Here is a 17286-nt window from a genome sequence, read left to right as displayed (position 1 = left end):
CACTAATTGGCAGCCCATCCATCTGTCCTTATATGATTGAATCCATTACTTTCCTCAATACTCCCACAGAATGGTCAAACTTCTGTTGTTCATCTTCATCCAGTGATAGTTCAACAATTTCCCGGATTCCGTTGCGGTTCACGATAGCCGGCACTCCTATATAGATATCTTCATGGCCATATTCGCCGTTTAGTTGTGCTGAAACAGTCAAGATTGAGTTTTCATCCTGAAGAATCGCTTTGGTTAAGCGAACTAGACCCATGGCAATTCCATAATAGGTAGCGCCTTTACGCTGGATGATATGATAGGCAGCGTCACGTACATTTGTGAAAATTTCTTCGAGATCATCATGCTTAAAATGCTCTTGATCTTTCATCATTTTTGCGATTGGCTTTCCGCCTATATCGGCATGACTCCATACAGGCAATTCTGTATCGCCATGTTCTCCAATGATATAGGCATGGACATTCCTGGTATCCACTTTGAAATAGTCTCCGAGTAAGAATCGGAATCTTGCTGTATCCAGAATCGTCCCAGAACCGATGACACGTTCTTTTGGCAGACCGGAGTATTTCCATACAGCATATGTAAGAATGTCAACAGGGTTTGTTGCCACAAGGAAAATGCCGTCAAAACCGCTTGCCATGATTTCATCAACTATACTCTTAAAAATTCTTGAGTTTTTTTCCACAAGATCAAGCCTTGTTTCTCCTGGTTTTTGATTGGCACCTGCGCAAAGAACTACCAAGTCTGCATCCTTGCAATCAGCATATGAGCCAAACCATATTTTCGTCTGGGAAGGAGCGAATGCCATTCCATGGTTTAAATCCATCGCGTCCCCTTCAGACTTTTCCTTGTTAAGGTCAACAAGCACTAATTCTTCTGTCACTCCCTGATTGACCATTGCAAATGCATAACTTGAACCAACGAAGCCTGTACCAACCAGGACAACACGATTTACATGATTTTTCATCTAGAATCCCACCTTGTTAAAATTATTAGTTATTCTAATTGTACTTTTTCTTCTCAGCTGAATATATGGCTTTTCTTCTGAGTAACCGTTATCATTATAAACATTTTGTTACATTTCAATTCGGATGGTTTTAAAGCATATTATATAATGACATTCCCAGTATAGCCACTGTAAAACATGAGACAAAATTCACGGCGTCGTTGTTCATTCTGTTAAAGCCTGAAACCTGCTTAGTTGGCATGGAGCAATGGGTTAATTTTTCAGTAAGAACATTGCAGTGAACGCATTTGAATTCAGCTTGAAAATAGGCACCAAGCACGGTGTCTGCCAACGACCCTGCCAGCCCGAACAAAAACACGAATAACACCCAAACAGGATCTCCGCCGAAAAGTAATAAAGCGGTTAAAGCAATCAATAAGGAACCTGCTGCTGAAGCTGCCGTACCAAAACCAGAAATCGCACCCGAAGTTCCTCGTGGCACCCTTTTAAAAGATTTGATCGATATTGGCTGCTGTTTACTTAAAACACCGAGTTCTGATGCCCATGTATCTGCATTGGCACTGGCTAGGGAGATGGCAAGGACAAGGAGCCAGACCGGATCAGGTGACAGAAAATTACCAAGGCCTGCAAAAGCTGCAGTACCACCATTTGCAGCTACTTGGGCCTTGGCCCAATCCCTTGCCGAGCCTTTTTCATGTATTTCTCCCAGTTGTTCCTTCACCTTACTTTTATACCTGGACAGGAAGCTGGAGGTTAGAAAGAAAACTCCCATTAAGATAAGTCCCTTCAAACCGAATCCTGCCCATACGAGCAAACCGGTTAAAAAAGCAGCAAATGCTCCCGATGGTTTCAATAATTTAATAAAACCTGAAGCTATCGAGAATATAGCAATAAACCCAATTACCAAGAGCTGGTCAATCCCCAATGATGATGACTCCTTCACTGCTGACTATTTTACGTACCGGGATATCATGATTTTCAACAGGGACTTCATGAACAATCTGGTCTTTAAACGCCAGGGACACCGTATATCCTTGATAGTTTGCCAGAAAACGGTCATAGTATCCTCCCCCGAACCCGAGCCTGTACCCGTCTCTTGAAAAAGCGAGTCCCGGCACAACCACTAAGTCTATTTCATCAGCGCTTACTGACTTCGTTTCGGAAACGATCGGCTCCAATAAACCATAATAGACTGATTCCAGTTCGGAAAACCTCTTCAATGTCCTGAAGTTTAATTGGCGGGACTTTGGCTCGCATTTTGGGACGACAATCCTTTTCCCTTGTTCCCAGCCTTGTCTGATGATCTGGAAAGTATCAACTTCCGGAGATCTCGAAACAGTGACTGCGATTGTTGAAGCATCAATCCATTCATCCGTTTGAAATAACTGTTGCGCAACCTGATAGCTCAGGTCTTCATATTGTGGCAGGCTCAGCTCTCCTAGTTTTGCTGTTATACTTTTTCTCAGGTCTTTTTTTGCATCCATCCATGCTTCCCCCTAACTATATAGGCTCTTATATGCAAAGATTTCTGAACATCTATCTGAATTATATATTAACAATACCATTCCTGGCAGTCCCGGAGAAATGATTTATAGGTTTTTAGACAAACAAAAAAGCAGCTGGGAAAAATCCCGCTGCTTATTTTGTTTCGCGATGTGTAGTTGCGCGCTTATCTCTAGAGCAGTATTTCTTAAGCTCAAGACGATCTGGATTGTTACGCTTATTTTTTTTAGAAATATAGTTGCGCTCTCCGCATTCTGTGCAAGCTAATGTAATATTTACACGCATGTAATTTCCCTCCAAACTATTCAAGCTAGGTTCGTGCATACGACTTTTCTATAATATCACTTTTTGTCGGGAATTGCTAGTGTGTTTTTTAAAAGCATTTCATTCAGATGAACAACCATATTTTTTTCATTTCCTTCGATCATCCAGCAGCTGCTTTTTTGTGTTTCACGAGGACCGATTTGCAAATCGAGCGAAAAAAGGCTGGCTGCAGAACCCTTTGCCATTGGCTGATAATTAAGCTTTCCTGATTGCCGGCAGTTCCAGAGTCGCTCAGTGCTCACATTCCATAACGGCTGGACTGTACACTGTTTCATCCTGCCATTGCTGTTCAAACCGTTTACAAGATAGATTCTTTTATCTGCAAAGTGAAAGATGACATCTTCATTTGGTGATACAAAACTGAATTGTTCATTAACACTATCCGCATGACGCTGCATCAAGATCAATTTCGCTTCTTTGCCAACTTTGGAATGGTTCGTCACATAGAGATTGAAAAACTCTATCCTTGAATGTACATTTGCCTGTTTGATTTTTATTGATAAATCTTCCTGTGGCAAAAGTTTCTCCGTTACATTCCCAAGCCAATAGACTTTTCCGTTTACCCATATGCCAGGACTAAAAATTAATGGTTTCCTGCTGTATTCAAAGTTTTCTTCATTTTCTATTTTGAGATAAGCATTTGTCTTCATTAATACCCTCCTTATGGCAATAGTTTGATATCGCTCTTATATATAGTGTATCTGTTGTCCTTGCATTTCGTTCCCAGCTGAATTTATCTTGAACTGACATCATACCGTTTCGGCCAATTTCCTCCGCATGAGCATCATTTTCAAGAATCCAATTAATGATATGGACAAGGCTTTCTTCATTTCCAGGCTGCATATGGAACCCGGTTTTGAAATCCTCAATCAATGTTTGCAACCCTCCGGTTTTTGCGACGACTGTCGGGATGCCAGCCGAAAGTGCCTCAGCTGCGGCAGGCCAAAGGGTTCATAGCTGCTGGCAAAAACAGCTACATCTGACCTTTTCATTAAAGCGGAACGGACTTCTTCATTAACAAACCCTATAAAATTTACGAACTCATCCAATCCCATCTCCACAACCTTTTCCCTATACTCTTCTAATAACGGACCATTTCCCGCTACCACAAAGCATAGTTCCGCAGCTTTATGTTTCAGATGTTCAGCTGCTTCAATCAAAGTTTGGAATCCTTTTTCCTTAACGATTCTTCCTATTGAAAAAACCAGTTTCTTGCCCGAAATGAACGGATATACCTCTTCAATATCGAAATCAGGTTCATTTGCTTTTTCTAGTAGAGCCCCATTAGGGACCACTGTGATTTTGTTGTGGGGAACTTTAAATAATGAGTTGACTTCAGATCTCATAAAATCGCTGCATACAATGATTTCATCTGCAGAATGGCAAAGTTCATTTTCTTTCCTGGAAATAAACTGCTGAAGCTCGGTAAAAATCCCCTTATTACGCCCGAATTCTGTACCATGAATCGTTGCAATCAGTGGGATATCAAATGTTCTGCCGATAAAATCAGCGGCTGGGCCTGTCATCCAGTCATGGGTGTGAACAGCATTAAATTCAATATGTCTTGCCATTCTCAAAGCTTCTTCGATGATTGCAAGATTCAAGCCGCCCATCCAGGAAAGGAAATCGGGATCCAGGTCATTAATGGGATTAACCCGGTGTACATGGACAGATCCATGATTTTCATAGTCTTGACTATCGTAGGGTTTACTGGTTATAACATGAATTTCCTGATGGCTTTTAGCAAGTTCAATTGACAGCGCATGTACATGTCTCGCAAGCCCGCCTATTATATGAGGTGGGTATTCCCATGAGAGCATCAGGATTGTTTTCTCTTTTTGACTAAGGCTGCCTTTCACTTAAGGATGCTCCCTTCAATACTCTCATAATATGTGTAGGTGCTTACCTTCGGAAAATTTGGCCCACCCAGGTGACAGTGGTTTGTCCACCATTATTTGACTTTCATTTTGCTGGATAGCCGGACTTGATTTTAGCAATGGAAAGAATATCTCTCTGCTTCGTTTAATTCCCAGTTCAACATAGTAATTCCCGGTAGGTTTAACTCCTTTGAACAGCCAGCTTGACACACCATGACGAAGAATGACTTCATGAATGACTTTCATGGAGTCATGATCGTATAAGCGCAGGATTCTAGTGGGCTGATCTTCCGGTATGTAAAAATACTTGCAAATGAACTGCACTTTTTCATCATGAAGCTGCCAGTAAACAAATAGTTTGCCAGGTGAAAGGATTCTCGCAACTAATTGATCCTGATGCTTGGTCATAGAATGCGTCTTCTTCGCCACGATGCACCCCCAAATTAATCATTATATTAATGGAATTGAAAATATAATCGTTAAATTTATGTTAGCATGTTCGTCTCCCAGCCACAATGAACGCAAATTGTCGTAATTTGCAGCTTGTTGGATACTCTGCGCAAAAACGTTTATTAATTTTTCAATAGTCTTTTAGGATTACAAATATGGCGGGGATTCGACAGCCTTTACAGCGACTGGAAATCATAATAAGACAAAACTATCATTTTTTTTTCAGGAAAAAAATATAAATCGAATTTTCCTACCTTGAATGGTAAACTAATTCTATGTGTTCTAATAACAGCTCGGGAGGAATAACAGATGGGCTACATGATTATCATTCTTTTTGTCCTGGCCGCGCTTCTTTTCGCAATTTCTTTTTTCTTGAAAGATCCATATAAAGAGTTGCGTGAAGAAATCGACCAGCTGACAATACAGCAAATCCAGGATCTATACCAGATCAAGAAAAAGCTTAAGGTACTGGAGGAAGAATTGCTCGTCAACGATACAACCCTGGATAAGCAATCTTCATTCAATACTGGCAAAAACCAAATTCACGCTATCATAAAAAATCAGGTATGGTCGCTTGCCCAGCAAGGGATGAATATAAATCAAATTGCCAAACAATCCTCACTTTCAAACAAGGAAGTCCAGGAAATCATTAATGAATTTGTTGATAAAGGACAGATCGTATGAATAAACGCACAGCGCAAGCATTCGCATTAGGACTTATTTTTGCAGCGATATTCCTCTGGGCAGGCAGCAGCGTAATAGCTGAAAAAGAACCAGAGAAGAAAGTTGCCGTTTCAGATGCCAAGAAGATCCTCGAAAAAGAAGGCTATAAGGTGTTGAACAGCGGCGAATTTGCCAAACTTAACGAGAAAAAAGCAGAAGTCGTGAAAGAAGAACAACCAAAAGAAAAAGCTCCTGCTGAGAAAGAAGAAAAAGTAGAAGAAGTAAAAGAAGAAAAGAAATTCACGCTCATAATTGCGAGCGGCATGTCACCCGGCGATGTAGCGACAATGCTTGAAAGTCAGGGAATCGTCGATGACGAGAGCAAATTCGAGCGATTCCTGATTGATAAGGGCTACCATACAAAGGTACAAATCGGGAAGTACGAACTAAAAAGCGGCCTGGATTATCATCAAATCGCGAAAATTATCACGAAAAATAGATAGTGAAATGAAGAAGGCCCTCTTTTGGAGGGTCTTTCTCATTGTATTTTTGAATTTTCATAGAAAAAGGAGCAGGGAATCCCTGCTCCTTAATCGCTTATTGATTTAGATCGTATCTTTTCCCTTTTACCAGGTAAAAGACGTTTTCGGCTATATTTGTTACATGGTCTGCTGAGCGTTCGAGGTAACGGCTGATAAATGAGAGCTGGGTGATTTGCGCCAGCTGCTCGGGCTTCGTTTGAGCAAGGCTCAAAAGCTCCTTGATTGTCTGCCCATACAGTTCGTCAACCTGATCGTCCATTTGCGCAACCTGTCTTGCTTTACCCAGGTCCTCTTCGTTATAAGCTTCTAATGATAACTTAAGCATTTCAAGTGAAATTTCGTGCATCTGCTTGATATGCTTAATTGGCTTTACAAGAGGCTCTTTCCCTATCCTGATCGTCGATTTCGCGATGTTTACAGCAAAATCCGCCATTCGCTCGATATCAGTTGCGATCTTGATCGCAACGATCAGCCTTCTTAAATCCACAGCTACAGGCTGTTGCTTCGCAATCAAAAGGATAGCAAAATCATTGATTTCTTCTTCGAGAAGGTTAGCGTTCGCGTCATCTTCAAGAATTTTCAAAGCAAGCTCAATATCTTTTTTTTCAAGGGCTTCTAGAGATTGATTAAGCGCATTGACTGCAAAGTTCCCTAGTTCCAGCAACTTTTCATGCAATGTCTTTAAGTCTTCATCAAACTTCCCTCTAACTACCATACATCATCATCCTTCCCATGAAATAATTCAATCAACCGAAACGTCCAGTAATATAATCCTCTGTTCTCTTGTCAGATGGATTTGAGAAAATCTTATCAGTTTCAGCAAACTCAATGACTTCTCCATTCAGGAAGAATGCAGTCTTGTCAGAAATACGTGCAGCCTGCTGCATATTATGAGTAACAATGATGATACTGTAATCTTTTTTTAATTCCTGGACCAATTCCTCTACCTTCAATGTTGATATCGGATCAAGCGCTGATGTCGGTTCATCCATCAAGATGACATCCGGTTCAATGGCAAGGGCACGGGCGATACAAATACGCTGCTGCTGTCCCCCAGACAAGCCGTATGCATTCTGGTTCAATCGATCTTTTACATCATCCCAGATGGCAGCACCTCTCAAGCTCTTTTCGACAATTTCATCAAGGATCTTTTTATCACGGATTCCATGAATCTTAGGGCCGTAAGCGATATTTTCATATATAGTTTTAGGGAATGGGTTAGGCTTTTGGAACACCATCCCGACACTTGTCCTTAAATCTTCTACCTGGTACGATTTTTCAAGAATGTTTCTTCCTCTGTATAAAATCTCCCCAGAAATCTTCACAGTCGGGACAAGTTCTACCATACGGTTCAACGTTTTGATATAAGTAGACTTACCACAACCAGATGGGCCAATGATAGCTGTAACCTCATTCTCGTTAATCGCAAGGTTAATATTCTTTAAAGCATGGCCTTCACCATACCAGAGATTCAGATCCTTTGTTTCATATACAACCTTTTTTGTATCCTCTTTTGCTGAATTCTGTGTATATTTTACAGAAGTATTCGACTGATCTGTTACTACTGACATATGTTACCCCTCCCAGACTAATATCTTTTTTGGAATTTATTACGAATTAAGATGGCAATTGAGTTCATCACAAATAAAACGAGTAGCAAAATGACGATTGTTGCAGCTGCCAGATTTGCATATTCAGCTACAAGAGCAGAGTCAATTGTCCAGTAATAAATTTGCACTGGCAAAATCGTGAACTTATCAAAGATTCCGTCTGGAATAGGTATTAACAATGCCGGAATACCGATTACAACAAGGGGTGCTGTTTCCCCAATCGCACGTGATAGAGCAAGGATGACACCAGTCAGGATCCCTGGCAATGCGGCAGGCAAAACAACATTCTTGATAGTCTGCCATTTAGTAGCGCCCATCCCATAGGAAGCTTCACGCAAAAATTGAGGTACCGCACGAATCGCTTCCTGACTTGCCACAACAACGACAGGGAGTACGAGCAATGCCATCGTCAAACCGCCAGCCAGAACAACTGAACCTAAATCAAGTGTCCTAGCAAATACCGTCAAACCAAGAATTCCAAATACAACAGATGGAACCCCTGCGAGATTTGAAATGTTGGTTTTAATAAAAGAAGAAACGCGTCCTTTAGTTGCATATTCTTCAAGGTAAATGGCAGTACCGATTCCGAGGAGCATCGTTACTGGTGCAACTACCACCATCAGCCAAAAAGTTCCTGTGATTGCGCCCCATATTCCCGCTCTTTCGGGATCAGTTGATAGTCTGTTCATCAGGAAATCGATGTTGATCCATGGTAATCCGTCTTTTATAACACGATACATCAGAACAACTAAGACTAGCAGCCCAAAGAGTGTTGACAGGAAGAAAAGTGCTTTGGCAAGGTTGTTGGCCAATAAACGAGAACCCATCTTTTTTTGGACTTGAGTGGAATCTACATATTTCATCTTAATATTCCTCCCTGAACTTGCGAGAGATATATTGAGCAACCAGGTTCATGATCAATGTAAAAACAAACAAAGTCATCGCTACTGCATATAGGCTGTAATACAATGTAGAGCCCGCCGCAGCTTCCCCCCTCCGGTAACTTCAACAATATATGCTGTCATTGTCTGCATGGATTGAGTGACATCAAATGTGAAGTTCTTTGAACTCCCGCTTGCAATCGTTACAATCATGGTTTCACCTATTGCCCTGGAAATCCCGAGAACAAATGAAGCGATAATACCAGAGATTGCAGCTGGAATGACAACTTTCCAGGTTACCTCAAGCTTGGTTGCCCCCAAAGCCAGTGCCCCTTCCCTCATCGCATTGGGCACAGAGCTCATTGCATCTTCGGATAAGGATGCAACCATCGGTATGATCATGATTCCCATAACCAATCCTGGACTCAATATATTTGTTGGTTCAAGACCAGGAATAAATGACCTTAATAAAGGTGTCACAAAGGTAAAAGCAAAAAAACCATAAACGATCGTTGGTATGCCTGCAAGAATTTCAAGGATTGGCTTTAGCAGCCTGCGCGTCTTTTCAGAAGCATACTCACTTAGGAATACCGCTGTCATCAGCCCCACCGGGATGGCGACTAGCATGGCAATTACAGTGGAAATAAGTGTACCGGTAAGCAATGGCAATACCCCAAATACAGCATTCTCACCTAGTGGCTTCAACTTTGTGCCTGTAAAGAAATCTATAAAAGGAACATCCTTAAAAAAGGCGATTGTTTCAGTAAGTAAGGTAAGTACAATTCCAATTGTCGTGAAAACTGAGATAGCTGCAATCCCAAATAGAATTTTCGGTATGAATTTTTCCGTATAATTATTAAAACTCTTTGTTTTTTTCTTTTGTTGGATTATATCACGCACATTCAAATTCTGGTCGTGTTCATGCACAACACCTTTTGCCACAAAAAAAACCCCTTTCATCCTCATCCAAGGAAGAACATCCTTTTTTACTAAAGGAAAACGATCCATTTATCATGAGCAAGAAGATGAGAAGGTCAGACTTCTCATCTTCCGCCATAAGTTTTACTTCTTCAAGCCATTTAGAGTGTCAAGTGATGCTTGTACGTCTTCATCAGATAACGGAGCGAACCCTGTTTCCTTTGCAACGGACTGAGCATTGTTCATTGTGTAGATAGCATAGTCCAGTACTTGAGGCTTTTCTTTTGCAAGATTCACGTTTAAATATGTGAACACTGGACGAGTGAATGGTGCATAGTCACCATCTTCTTTGATTGTTTCCAATGAAGGCTCTACAGGACCATTGCCGAAGTCAACTTTCACTGCAGAAAGCTTATCTTGATTGCTTTCATAGTACCCATAACCGAAGAAACCAATTGCATTCTTGTCTTTGGATACAAGGTCAACAAGAGTAGAGTAGTCTTGCTGAAGATTAATATCTTCAGGGAGATCTTGTTCCTCAAGGATTTTTTCAAACATGAATTCATATGTTCCGTGATTTTCATTTGGTCCGTATGTCTTGATTTCTTCATCCGGGAAATCAGCACGCACATCAGACCATTTTTTCTTTCCAGCGCTAGCGAGGAAAATATCTTTCACTTCTTGTTCAGTAAGTTCAGCAGCCCAGTCATTATCTTTGTTGATGACGATTGTAATACCATCAAGCGCAACTTTCATTTCTTGTACTTCAATACCAAGTTTTTCTGCTTCTGCTTTTTCTTCTTCCTTAATCTGACGTGAAGCATCGTTGAAATCTGTTCCATCTTCAACAAGGAATTTCTTAAAGCCCGCTGACGTTCCTGAGCGGCTTACTTCAACTGAGACATTTTCTTGTTCTCCCATATAATTTTCAGCCATACGTGCCATGAAAGGGTACACTGTACCAGAACCATCGATGACCACACTGCCTTCAAGTTCTTCACCATTTCCACCATCATTATCTCCGCCACCGCAAGCTGCAGTAAATACCATTACAGCTGCAAGGATTAAAAACAGGCTCATCTTTTTAAGACTCTTCATTGCTTAATTCCCCCTACGAGATGTGGTTGTTATGTCCTACTAGACCAAGAATACAGTTCTTCTTTTAAGACTGTTTTAACTGAATGTAAAGGTTTTGTAAATTCGTTGATTCTTGTGTATTCTTGTCGAAAAAAGGTAATACATTAAGTTTGTCCGGTTGGCGTTAGTATACCCATACTAATAAAAAAAACTGCCTCATAGAGACAGTTTTACCACTATTATTGTTCAATTTCTTCAGCAATTTCTTCAAGAAGTTCAGTTCCTTCTTCTTTCTCTTCAATTTCCTGGATTGGCTGCTCCGGATTCATATTTCCCTCAAGACGTTTCTTTTTCAGTTCGAAATACGTATCAAGGACTCTCCGCCCGATGTCATTATTTGCATGGTGTCCCTGATTGCCTTCATATGCCCAGGGAACCATGACAGCCATCGAAATTTCCGGATTTTCATGGGGAGCATAAGCAACCAGGCTCAAGTTCATTACTTCAGGAGGCTGATTATAATTCTCCCTTTTTGGTCCATCATAAAAAGCTTGTGCTGTACCCGTTTTGCCGGCAGGTTTATAATCGGCAGTATTAAATGCTCCATAGGCAGTTCCGCCTCTTTCCTGCATAACCATTCTGAAACCTTCCTGGACTCTGTCGAACCATTCTGGCTTGGCATCGACCTTGTTCAGGATAACAGGTTCGAATTCGTTCATGACCGGACCAACCTCATTATTTTTCATGACCGGCTCTCTGATCTCTTTGACGATCCTTGGCTGAATCCGATTGCCACCATTTGCGATCGTTGATACATATTGTGCCAATTGAAGTGTCGTGTACGTATCATACTGGCCAATCGCAAAGTCTAGCAAGAGACCTGGTCTATTCTCTGTTCCCTTAAAACCGACCATTTCATTTGGCAGATCGATTCCCGTCCTGGTGCCAAGGCCAAATTGACTGAAATAATTTCTCATTGTATCAAAAGCTTGTGGCTCAAGGTACAATGGCTGATCATACTTGTAATTTCCTTTTCCTATGTTTATTGCCGTCCTGAACATGTAGACGTTAGATGACACCTTCAATGCATTGCGGTCATCTAGTGTACCTAATCCTGCCTTCCAGGATTTTTTTGGGTTCGTCCCTTTAATCTTAATCGGAGTATCGTAAAACTGTGTACCTGGACTGATTGCTCCTGTGTTGAACCCTGTTAATATGGTTGCGCCTTTAACAGCGGACCCGACATTATAGGAAGTTGTAAAGTTGCCACTCGCAAAATCCTGCATAACCGTTTTTCCTGTTTCATCATCCTTAACGATTTGCTTACCAGCTAGTGTTAAGACCTCACCAGTATTAGGATCCATTAACACAACAAATGCCCTGTCCAGGAGTCCTGTTCTCGGCTGCTGCTTCGCCTTGGCCAATTCTTCTTCGATAATCTTCTCAACAGCAAGCTGCAAGTCCATGTCGATCGTCAGCACGAGGTCCTTGCCACGCTGTCCATCCGTAATCACCTGTGTGTCAAGAACGTTTCCGCCCTTATCGGTGATGTTTTTCACTTTTGCCTTCTGGCCGTGAAGCACGTCCTCATATTGCTGTTCAATGTAACTTAAACCGACTCTATCATTCCGGCTGTACCCGCGAGCAAGGTAAAACTCAAGCTTTTCTTTCGGCAGTCCCTTTTCGGAATCACTTACTTTTCCTAAAATGGACCTAAGCGTCTTGTCAAAAGAATATTTTCGCTCCCAGTCAGTCGTTGTATCGACACCTGGCAGCATTTCGAGGTTCTCACTGACAATAGCGAATTCCTCCGGTGTAACCTCTTTTTTGACGATTTGCGGCGATAAGGCGTATCCGCTCATCATCTCACGTAAAATAGCGAGTATTTCAAGATCTTCTTTTGTTAATTCATTGAGCTCATTTTCAGTGATGCGGTCCAGCTGGAGGTTATATAAGTCTTTATCATCCAGCTTTTTATTATCATACTGTGCCCATTCTTTTTCTTTGATTTTTTTCTTCGCACGCTCTTCATTTGTAATAATCCAATAATCTTTTTTGTCCCTTTCTCTGACTTTCTTCAAATCCTCTTCTGAATCCTTTGATATCAGTTTTGCGAGGCGTTCTGCGACCATGAGCATCTCTTTCGTCTCAGTGCTCTGGCTCTTTGTATATGTTATAGCCTTACTAGGTGTATTATCGACTATCGTTTTCATGTTCCGATCGTACATTTTCCCTCTTGGAACAGGATTGTTCACGGTAACGTCTTCGGTTCGCTCTATTTCCCTTTTGAAATCCTCACCGTAAACAATTTGAACAATGCCTAGTCTTAAAATTAGCATGGAAAACAAAACAAAAACTGCAAAAAACACAATATTCAGCCTGAATGGCACATGTGTCTTCTTCTTTTTCTTCTTATTCAAGCCTCTCCCACCTCTTCAGTCTGTATGTCCCTGATTATGCACTAACTTTTATTTTATCGAAAGTGACCGTTTTTTTCTATCAATAAACCATAGAAGAAATATTTTCCACATCTATTGGACTATAGAGAAAAGACCGGGGGGGGGGGGACAACCCGGTCATGCTGGAGCTTTTAGTTGGATTTTCCTTATAAAAAAGTAAATCAATGTATGGCCGCTCCCAAGAATGACCAGCAGGATGGGGATTGCCCTTTCCTCATTGAACATATGGGTCGAAACCAGGAATAAAATTATCGAAGCAATACGGCCAAGATTGAGAAATAATTCGCGGACAACTACATATTCGATTCTCATTTCAGCAGCTTTCCAGCCACGTCCAATCACATCATAGGTCATGGATGCATATGGGACGAGAAGCAATGGATAAGCGACGGCAATCAGAGCCGCATATAACAACAGACGGAAATAGCTGACCTGGAAAACCAACAGGAAAATGGCTAAAAAGAGGAGAACCCCGCCAACTAGAATCGCTTTTTTCCTGTGCTGTTTTTTCAGCATTCTTGAGACAATAAAATAGGCAACAAAGGATATACCTGAATTAATCAACCCATAGGTGCCTAACGCCATTTCGCTGTCTGTCGCAACAAATACAAATACCGAAACAATGAAAACAAATACTCCCTCCCTCAAGCCTTGAAAAAAATGAGCATTTGTAACCAATCGCCAATTTTTATTATGTTTCCTCTCCGTGATAATGCGCTGAAACCAATACTTCCCATGAGCAGGTCTCCGTTTCAGGAAGAAACTTAGCAACACTGCGATTGAAAAAAGACCTAATGAAAGTCCAAATACTACCGTATAACCAGTTAATTTTTCAAGACGGGAAATAATGAAACCTGCAGCTACGGGACCTATCATCCCACCGACTGAACCCAAGATGCCAAGAAAGCCATTAAAGAAATCACGTGTTTCCGGTTCCGTTATTTCAAAGGTAAGGACATTGTAGGCAAGCCAATAAAAACCATAGCCAATTCCTAAAAGAACACCTAGTATCAGTAAAAATTCAGAAGCTTTCGTCCCTACAATTAAAACTGTTACATAAAACAAAGCGAGAAAAATTACACCAATTCGAAGGACAATCACCCTGTCGACTTTTTTGGCCCATCTTCCCGCAAGAATGAATGTAAGTGGCTGGGCAATGAAAACCGATAAATTATACATTGCCAGATCGGCAAGCTCACCAGATTGCTTCCATAAATAAATGTTAACAAAGGTATTCGAAAGGGCAATGCTTAATGAGTACAATCCCCCAATAATCAAAAGGAGCGCTAAATCCTTTGTCAATTCAATGTCTCCTAATAATTTGCTTACTTTGCTCATGATCGACTCCCCTTTTCTCTTGGGTAGTTTCTAACAAAGTAATGGGGGTTATTCAGTTTTTCCAGAGGTCTTCAGTCGCTCTAAAAAGTTGAAATAAAAAAAGAGAGGCTGCAGTCAAAGGCAGCCCCCCAAGTTATCATAATTATTTTGCTGAAGCGAAACGCTTGCTAACTTCTTCCCAGTTAACAACATTCCAGAATGCACCAATGTATTCTGGTCTTCTGTTTTGGTAGTTCAGGTAGTATGCGTGCTCCCAAACATCAAGGTCAAGAACTGGAGTCTTGCCTTCCATTAATGGAGAGTCCTGGTTTGGAGTGCTAGTAACTTCAAGCTCACCGTTGTTAACAACAAGCCAAGCCCAGCCTGAGCCGAAACGAGTAGTAGCTGCCTTAGAAAACTCTTCCTTGAAGCCTTCGAAGCCGCCAAATTTAGAATTGATTGCTTCTGCAAGCTCGCCAGTAGGTTCTCCGCCGCCATTAGGAGAAATGACTTGCCAGAATAAAGAGTGGTTTGCGTGTCCGCCACCATTGTTGCGTACTGCTGTGCGTGCTGCTTCTGGAACTGCGTCAAGGTTAGATACTACTTCCTCAACAGTTTTAGAAAGCAGCTCTTCGTTGCCTTCCAAAGCATTGTTAAGATTTGTTACATAAGTGTTGTGGTGCTTAGTGTGGTGAATATTCATTGTTTCCTTGTCGATGTGTGGCTCAAGTGCATCATATCCATAAGGTAATTGTGGTAATTCAAATGCCATTATTAACATCCTCCTATGTATCGTGTTTCACTTCGAGAACAAAACCTTTCACATAATTCTGTTATTAGAATTGTTCTAAAAGTGCTTCTTGTTTAGATTACCAAAGAACGATAATCGTTTCAAATAAAATGCTTTGTTATAGCGTATTTAAAATCCCCTTTTCTTTAATCATGTATACATAATATTTTCATTAGCACTATCATTAATGAAAATTAAGTGGAAATTCTCTTGTGCCAGTCTATCAATTCTGTTCATAACAAATCGGCAATGGAGTCATATATAAAAGTTTCAGAAATTCGTCAATATTGCTCAAATGCAGTCCTGTCAACGATATATGTCGCATCAACAACATATATGCTCCAGTTATTCCCAATACACCGTTGACACAGTAAGAACAATTCTTTTAAATCAAAAGTATAGAAAGGCTTAATAAGGAGACGACCTTGATGGACAAAAATATATCATTATATAGCTTAATTCTGCAAAACTTCATTGATCGGGAAACCATTCAAAAAATAAAGCCGGATACATTGCTATTCCAGGAAGATGAAAATGTTCAGAATGTGTATGTAATCCTCAGTGGAAGTGTATCTGTTGGCCGTGTCCATATGAAAGGAAAGGAATTCATCCTAAAAATCTTGAATGGCGAAGAAATGATTATTGAATATGAACTGTTCAAGCATAATCCACGGTATCACTTCTCTGCTAAGACACTTACAGAATGTGAAATTCTCTTGATCAAAAGAGAGCAGTTCGAAGAATTCATTATGAACGATAAAACTGCTATGCACGCGATGGTAAACTGGCTAAGCACCAGATACCTAAAAGCACAGATGAAATGTCAGGATCTGATCATGAACGGAAAGAAAGGCGGCCTGTACTCAATTTTAATTCGGCTGTGCAATAGTTATGGTGTCATGACAGACGAAGGAATCCTGATTGATATACCTCTCACCCACCAGGAGCTGGTCAATTTAACGTATGGAACACGTGAAGTGATTCAAAGAATGCTGAAGGAATTACGCGAAAAAGACGTCATCGCTTATGATCAGCTTAAATTCACGGTAAAAAACCTGGGCTATCTAAAGAAAGAAGTTGATTGCCAGAATTGTTCATTTGAAATTTGCGGGCTTAACTAATAAATCCTGCAAAAGATGATGAAGTGCAAGCTTATGCATGGACTGAACTCAGCATTAGATCACGAATGCCTTCCGGTTGAACCCCTACCGCCTGTATACGGAGTTATAAAAAAATCGTGCTGCTACAGCACGATTTTTTTATACCAATAGGAAGAAATATATGAGCATGATGGTCATGATTAGACCTTTTGTTACCACACTGCTGACAAAACCGACCACAGAACCGAAGCCGACCTTAATCGCTTCATTCAGATTCTTTTTATTAACGAACAATTCTGCAAGTGCCGCTCCTAAAAATGGACCAACCAGGATACCAAGGACTGGTATGACAAAAGGTCCGACCAGCAAACCGATTGTGCTTCCCCACATCCCCGCCTTGCTTCCCCCGTATTTCTTCACACCAATTATGTTGGCAATATAATCCGCACCAAACAGTAATGCTACGAATAGACCTTGAACTGTCCAGAACAGCCAGTTAAAAGGCTCGAATGAAAAAAACAAGCCGTAAAGGATAAAACCTCCAAACAATAAGAGTACCCCAGGCAAAATGGGAACAACCAAGCTGGCAAAAGCTCCTACAAAAAGCACTCCAATAATGATCCAATATACAAAGTCCATTCTAACCATCCTTTTTTAAATAATAAATGCGCAAGCGCCTTGGGCAGCCCCGACAAGCGCTGGAGGACCGACCAGTGAAGTCGCCCTTTGACTTCACCTGAGCGGACCGAAGCGACTCGAGGGGCTAGGCGCTGGAGCTAGACAAAGAAAAGCGCAAGCGCCT

General features: G+C 41.1%; 17 protein-coding genes and 2 pseudogenes. 3 read left to right on the top strand and 16 right to left on the bottom strand.

Annotated features, from left to right (window positions below; all coding sequences use genetic code 11):
* Positions 1–28: 28 nt before the first annotated feature.
* From LC048_RS05325 to LC048_RS05295, 7 genes and pseudogenes are all read right to left on the bottom strand, one after another.
* A complete protein-coding gene (locus LC048_RS05325; RefSeq protein WP_226602036.1) occupies positions 29–973 on the bottom strand; it encodes an L-lactate dehydrogenase in 945 nt (314 codons plus the stop codon).
* Between the two features lie 130 nt (positions 974–1103).
* On the bottom strand, positions 1104–1898 hold the full coding sequence (locus LC048_RS05320; protein ID WP_306049640.1) for a DUF92 domain-containing protein: 795 nt from the start codon (positions 1896–1898) through the stop codon (positions 1104–1106).
* Entirely contained in the window at positions 1888–2457 is a 570-nt protein-coding gene (locus tag LC048_RS05315) for a 5-formyltetrahydrofolate cyclo-ligase (RefSeq protein ID WP_226602034.1), read from the bottom strand. The genes LC048_RS05320 and LC048_RS05315 overlap by 11 nt, the downstream gene beginning before the upstream one ends.
* Positions 2458–2611: 154 nt before the next feature.
* Complete coding sequence (rpmG, locus tag LC048_RS05310) at positions 2612–2761, bottom strand: 50S ribosomal protein L33 (RefSeq protein WP_192470885.1); 150 nt, start codon at positions 2759–2761, stop codon at positions 2612–2614.
* Between the two features lie 56 nt (positions 2762–2817).
* Positions 2818–3450 (bottom strand): hypothetical protein, encoded by a 633-nt coding sequence (locus LC048_RS05305; protein ID WP_226602033.1) that lies wholly within the window; start codon positions 3448–3450, stop codon positions 2818–2820.
* Between the two features lie 102 nt (positions 3451–3552).
* Positions 3553–4620: pseudogene (locus tag LC048_RS05300) on the bottom strand (glycosyltransferase family 4 protein); the annotation flags it as partial.
* A 63-nt stretch (positions 4621–4683) separates the two neighbouring features.
* A complete protein-coding gene (locus LC048_RS05295) occupies positions 4684–5106 on the bottom strand; it encodes a DUF4912 domain-containing protein (protein WP_306049638.1) in 423 nt (140 codons plus the stop codon).
* Positions 5107–5436: 330 nt separating this feature from the next.
* Here LC048_RS05295 and LC048_RS05290 point away from each other — a divergent pair, with 330 nt between their 5' ends.
* Entirely contained in the window at positions 5437–5811 is a 375-nt protein-coding gene (locus LC048_RS05290; RefSeq protein WP_226602030.1) for a hypothetical protein, read from the top strand.
* Entirely contained in the window at positions 5808–6293 is a 486-nt protein-coding gene (locus tag LC048_RS05285) for a hypothetical protein (protein WP_226602029.1), read from the top strand. The genes LC048_RS05290 and LC048_RS05285 overlap by 4 nt, the downstream gene beginning before the upstream one ends.
* 94 nt (positions 6294–6387) lie before the next feature.
* On the opposite strand, the gene phoU is transcribed toward LC048_RS05285, so the two are convergent.
* The 8 genes and pseudogenes from phoU to LC048_RS05245 all read right to left on the bottom strand — a co-directional run bounded on the left by phoU (position 6388) and on the right by LC048_RS05245 (position 15366).
* Positions 6388–7047 (bottom strand): phosphate signaling complex protein PhoU, encoded by a 660-nt coding sequence (phoU, locus tag LC048_RS05280; RefSeq protein WP_226602028.1) that lies wholly within the window; start codon positions 7045–7047, stop codon positions 6388–6390.
* A 31-nt stretch (positions 7048–7078) separates the two neighbouring features.
* On the bottom strand, positions 7079–7903 hold the full coding sequence (gene pstB, locus LC048_RS05275; protein ID WP_226602027.1) for a phosphate ABC transporter ATP-binding protein PstB: 825 nt from the start codon (positions 7901–7903) through the stop codon (positions 7079–7081).
* Between the two features lie 17 nt (positions 7904–7920).
* Positions 7921–8805, bottom strand: a complete 885-nt coding sequence (pstA, locus tag LC048_RS05270) for a phosphate ABC transporter permease PstA (RefSeq protein WP_226602026.1) — start codon at positions 8803–8805, stop codon at positions 7921–7923.
* A 1-nt stretch (position 8806) separates the two neighbouring features.
* Positions 8807–9789: pseudogene (gene pstC / locus LC048_RS05265) on the bottom strand (phosphate ABC transporter permease subunit PstC).
* 96 nt (positions 9790–9885) lie between these two features.
* On the bottom strand, positions 9886–10839 hold the full coding sequence (locus LC048_RS05260; RefSeq protein ID WP_226602025.1) for a PstS family phosphate ABC transporter substrate-binding protein: 954 nt from the start codon (positions 10837–10839) through the stop codon (positions 9886–9888).
* 218 nt (positions 10840–11057) lie between these two features.
* On the bottom strand, positions 11058–13238 hold the full coding sequence (locus LC048_RS05255; protein WP_226602024.1) for a peptidoglycan D,D-transpeptidase FtsI family protein: 2181 nt from the start codon (positions 13236–13238) through the stop codon (positions 11058–11060).
* Positions 13239–13394: 156 nt separating this feature from the next.
* Positions 13395–14615 (bottom strand): MFS transporter, encoded by a 1221-nt coding sequence (locus LC048_RS05250; protein ID WP_226602023.1) that lies wholly within the window; start codon positions 14613–14615, stop codon positions 13395–13397.
* A gap of 142 nt (positions 14616–14757) precedes the next feature.
* Complete coding sequence (locus tag LC048_RS05245; protein ID WP_306049634.1) at positions 14758–15366, bottom strand: superoxide dismutase; 609 nt, start codon at positions 15364–15366, stop codon at positions 14758–14760.
* A gap of 446 nt (positions 15367–15812) precedes the next feature.
* Here LC048_RS05245 and LC048_RS05240 point away from each other — a divergent pair, with 446 nt between their 5' ends.
* The gene (locus LC048_RS05240) at positions 15813–16505 is read left to right on the top strand and encodes a Crp/Fnr family transcriptional regulator (protein ID WP_306049632.1); all 693 of its coding nucleotides are present in this window, start codon (positions 15813–15815) and stop codon (positions 16503–16505) included.
* A gap of 138 nt (positions 16506–16643) precedes the next feature.
* On the opposite strand, the gene LC048_RS05235 is transcribed toward LC048_RS05240, so the two are convergent.
* Positions 16644–17123: a DUF456 domain-containing protein gene (locus LC048_RS05235; protein WP_226602020.1), complete on the bottom strand. Its 480-nt coding sequence runs from the start codon at positions 17121–17123 to the stop codon at positions 16644–16646.
* Positions 17124–17286: the final 163 nt, after the last annotated feature.

The sequence above is a fragment of the Mesobacillus subterraneus genome (assembly GCF_020524355.2).
Lineage (GTDB): Bacteria > Bacillota > Bacilli > Bacillales > Cytobacillaceae > Mesobacillus > Mesobacillus subterraneus_C.
This window is presented reverse-complemented; position numbering and strand designations above follow the sequence as displayed.

What these genes read in the sequence shown, in the direction of transcription:
- LC048_RS05305 (WP_226602033.1), bottom strand. Translation starts at nt 3,450, where the DNA reads ATGAAGACAAATGCTTATCTCAAAATAGAAAATGAAGAAAACTTTGAA.
- LC048_RS05285 (WP_226602029.1), top strand. Translation starts at nt 5,808, where the DNA reads ATGAATAAACGCACAGCGCAAGCATTCGCATTAGGACTTATTTTTGCA.
- phoU (WP_226602028.1), bottom strand. Translation starts at nt 7,047, where the DNA reads ATGGTAGTTAGAGGGAAGTTTGATGAAGACTTAAAGACATTGCATGAA.
- LC048_RS05260 (WP_226602025.1), bottom strand. Translation starts at nt 10,839, where the DNA reads ATGAAGAGTCTTAAAAAGATGAGCCTGTTTTTAATCCTTGCAGCTGTA.
- LC048_RS05325 (WP_226602036.1), bottom strand. Translation starts at nt 973, where the DNA reads ATGAAAAATCATGTAAATCGTGTTGTCCTGGTTGGTACAGGCTTCGTT.
- LC048_RS05245 (WP_306049634.1), bottom strand. Translation starts at nt 15,366, where the DNA reads ATGGCATTTGAATTACCACAATTACCTTATGGATATGATGCACTTGAG.
- LC048_RS05235 (WP_226602020.1), bottom strand. Translation starts at nt 17,123, where the DNA reads ATGGACTTTGTATATTGGATCATTATTGGAGTGCTTTTTGTAGGAGCT.
- rpmG (WP_192470885.1), bottom strand. Translation starts at nt 2,761, where the DNA reads ATGCGTGTAAATATTACATTAGCTTGCACAGAATGCGGAGAGCGCAAC.
- LC048_RS05250 (WP_226602023.1), bottom strand. Translation starts at nt 14,615, where the DNA reads ATGAGCAAAGTAAGCAAATTATTAGGAGACATTGAATTGACAAAGGAT.
- pstB (WP_226602027.1), bottom strand. Translation starts at nt 7,903, where the DNA reads ATGTCAGTAGTAACAGATCAGTCGAATACTTCTGTAAAATATACACAG.
- LC048_RS05315 (WP_226602034.1), bottom strand. Translation starts at nt 2,457, where the DNA reads ATGGATGCAAAAAAAGACCTGAGAAAAAGTATAACAGCAAAACTAGGA.
- LC048_RS05290 (WP_226602030.1), top strand. Translation starts at nt 5,437, where the DNA reads ATGGGCTACATGATTATCATTCTTTTTGTCCTGGCCGCGCTTCTTTTC.
- pstA (WP_226602026.1), bottom strand. Translation starts at nt 8,805, where the DNA reads ATGAAATATGTAGATTCCACTCAAGTCCAAAAAAAGATGGGTTCTCGT.
- LC048_RS05240 (WP_306049632.1), top strand. Translation starts at nt 15,813, where the DNA reads ATGGACAAAAATATATCATTATATAGCTTAATTCTGCAAAACTTCATT.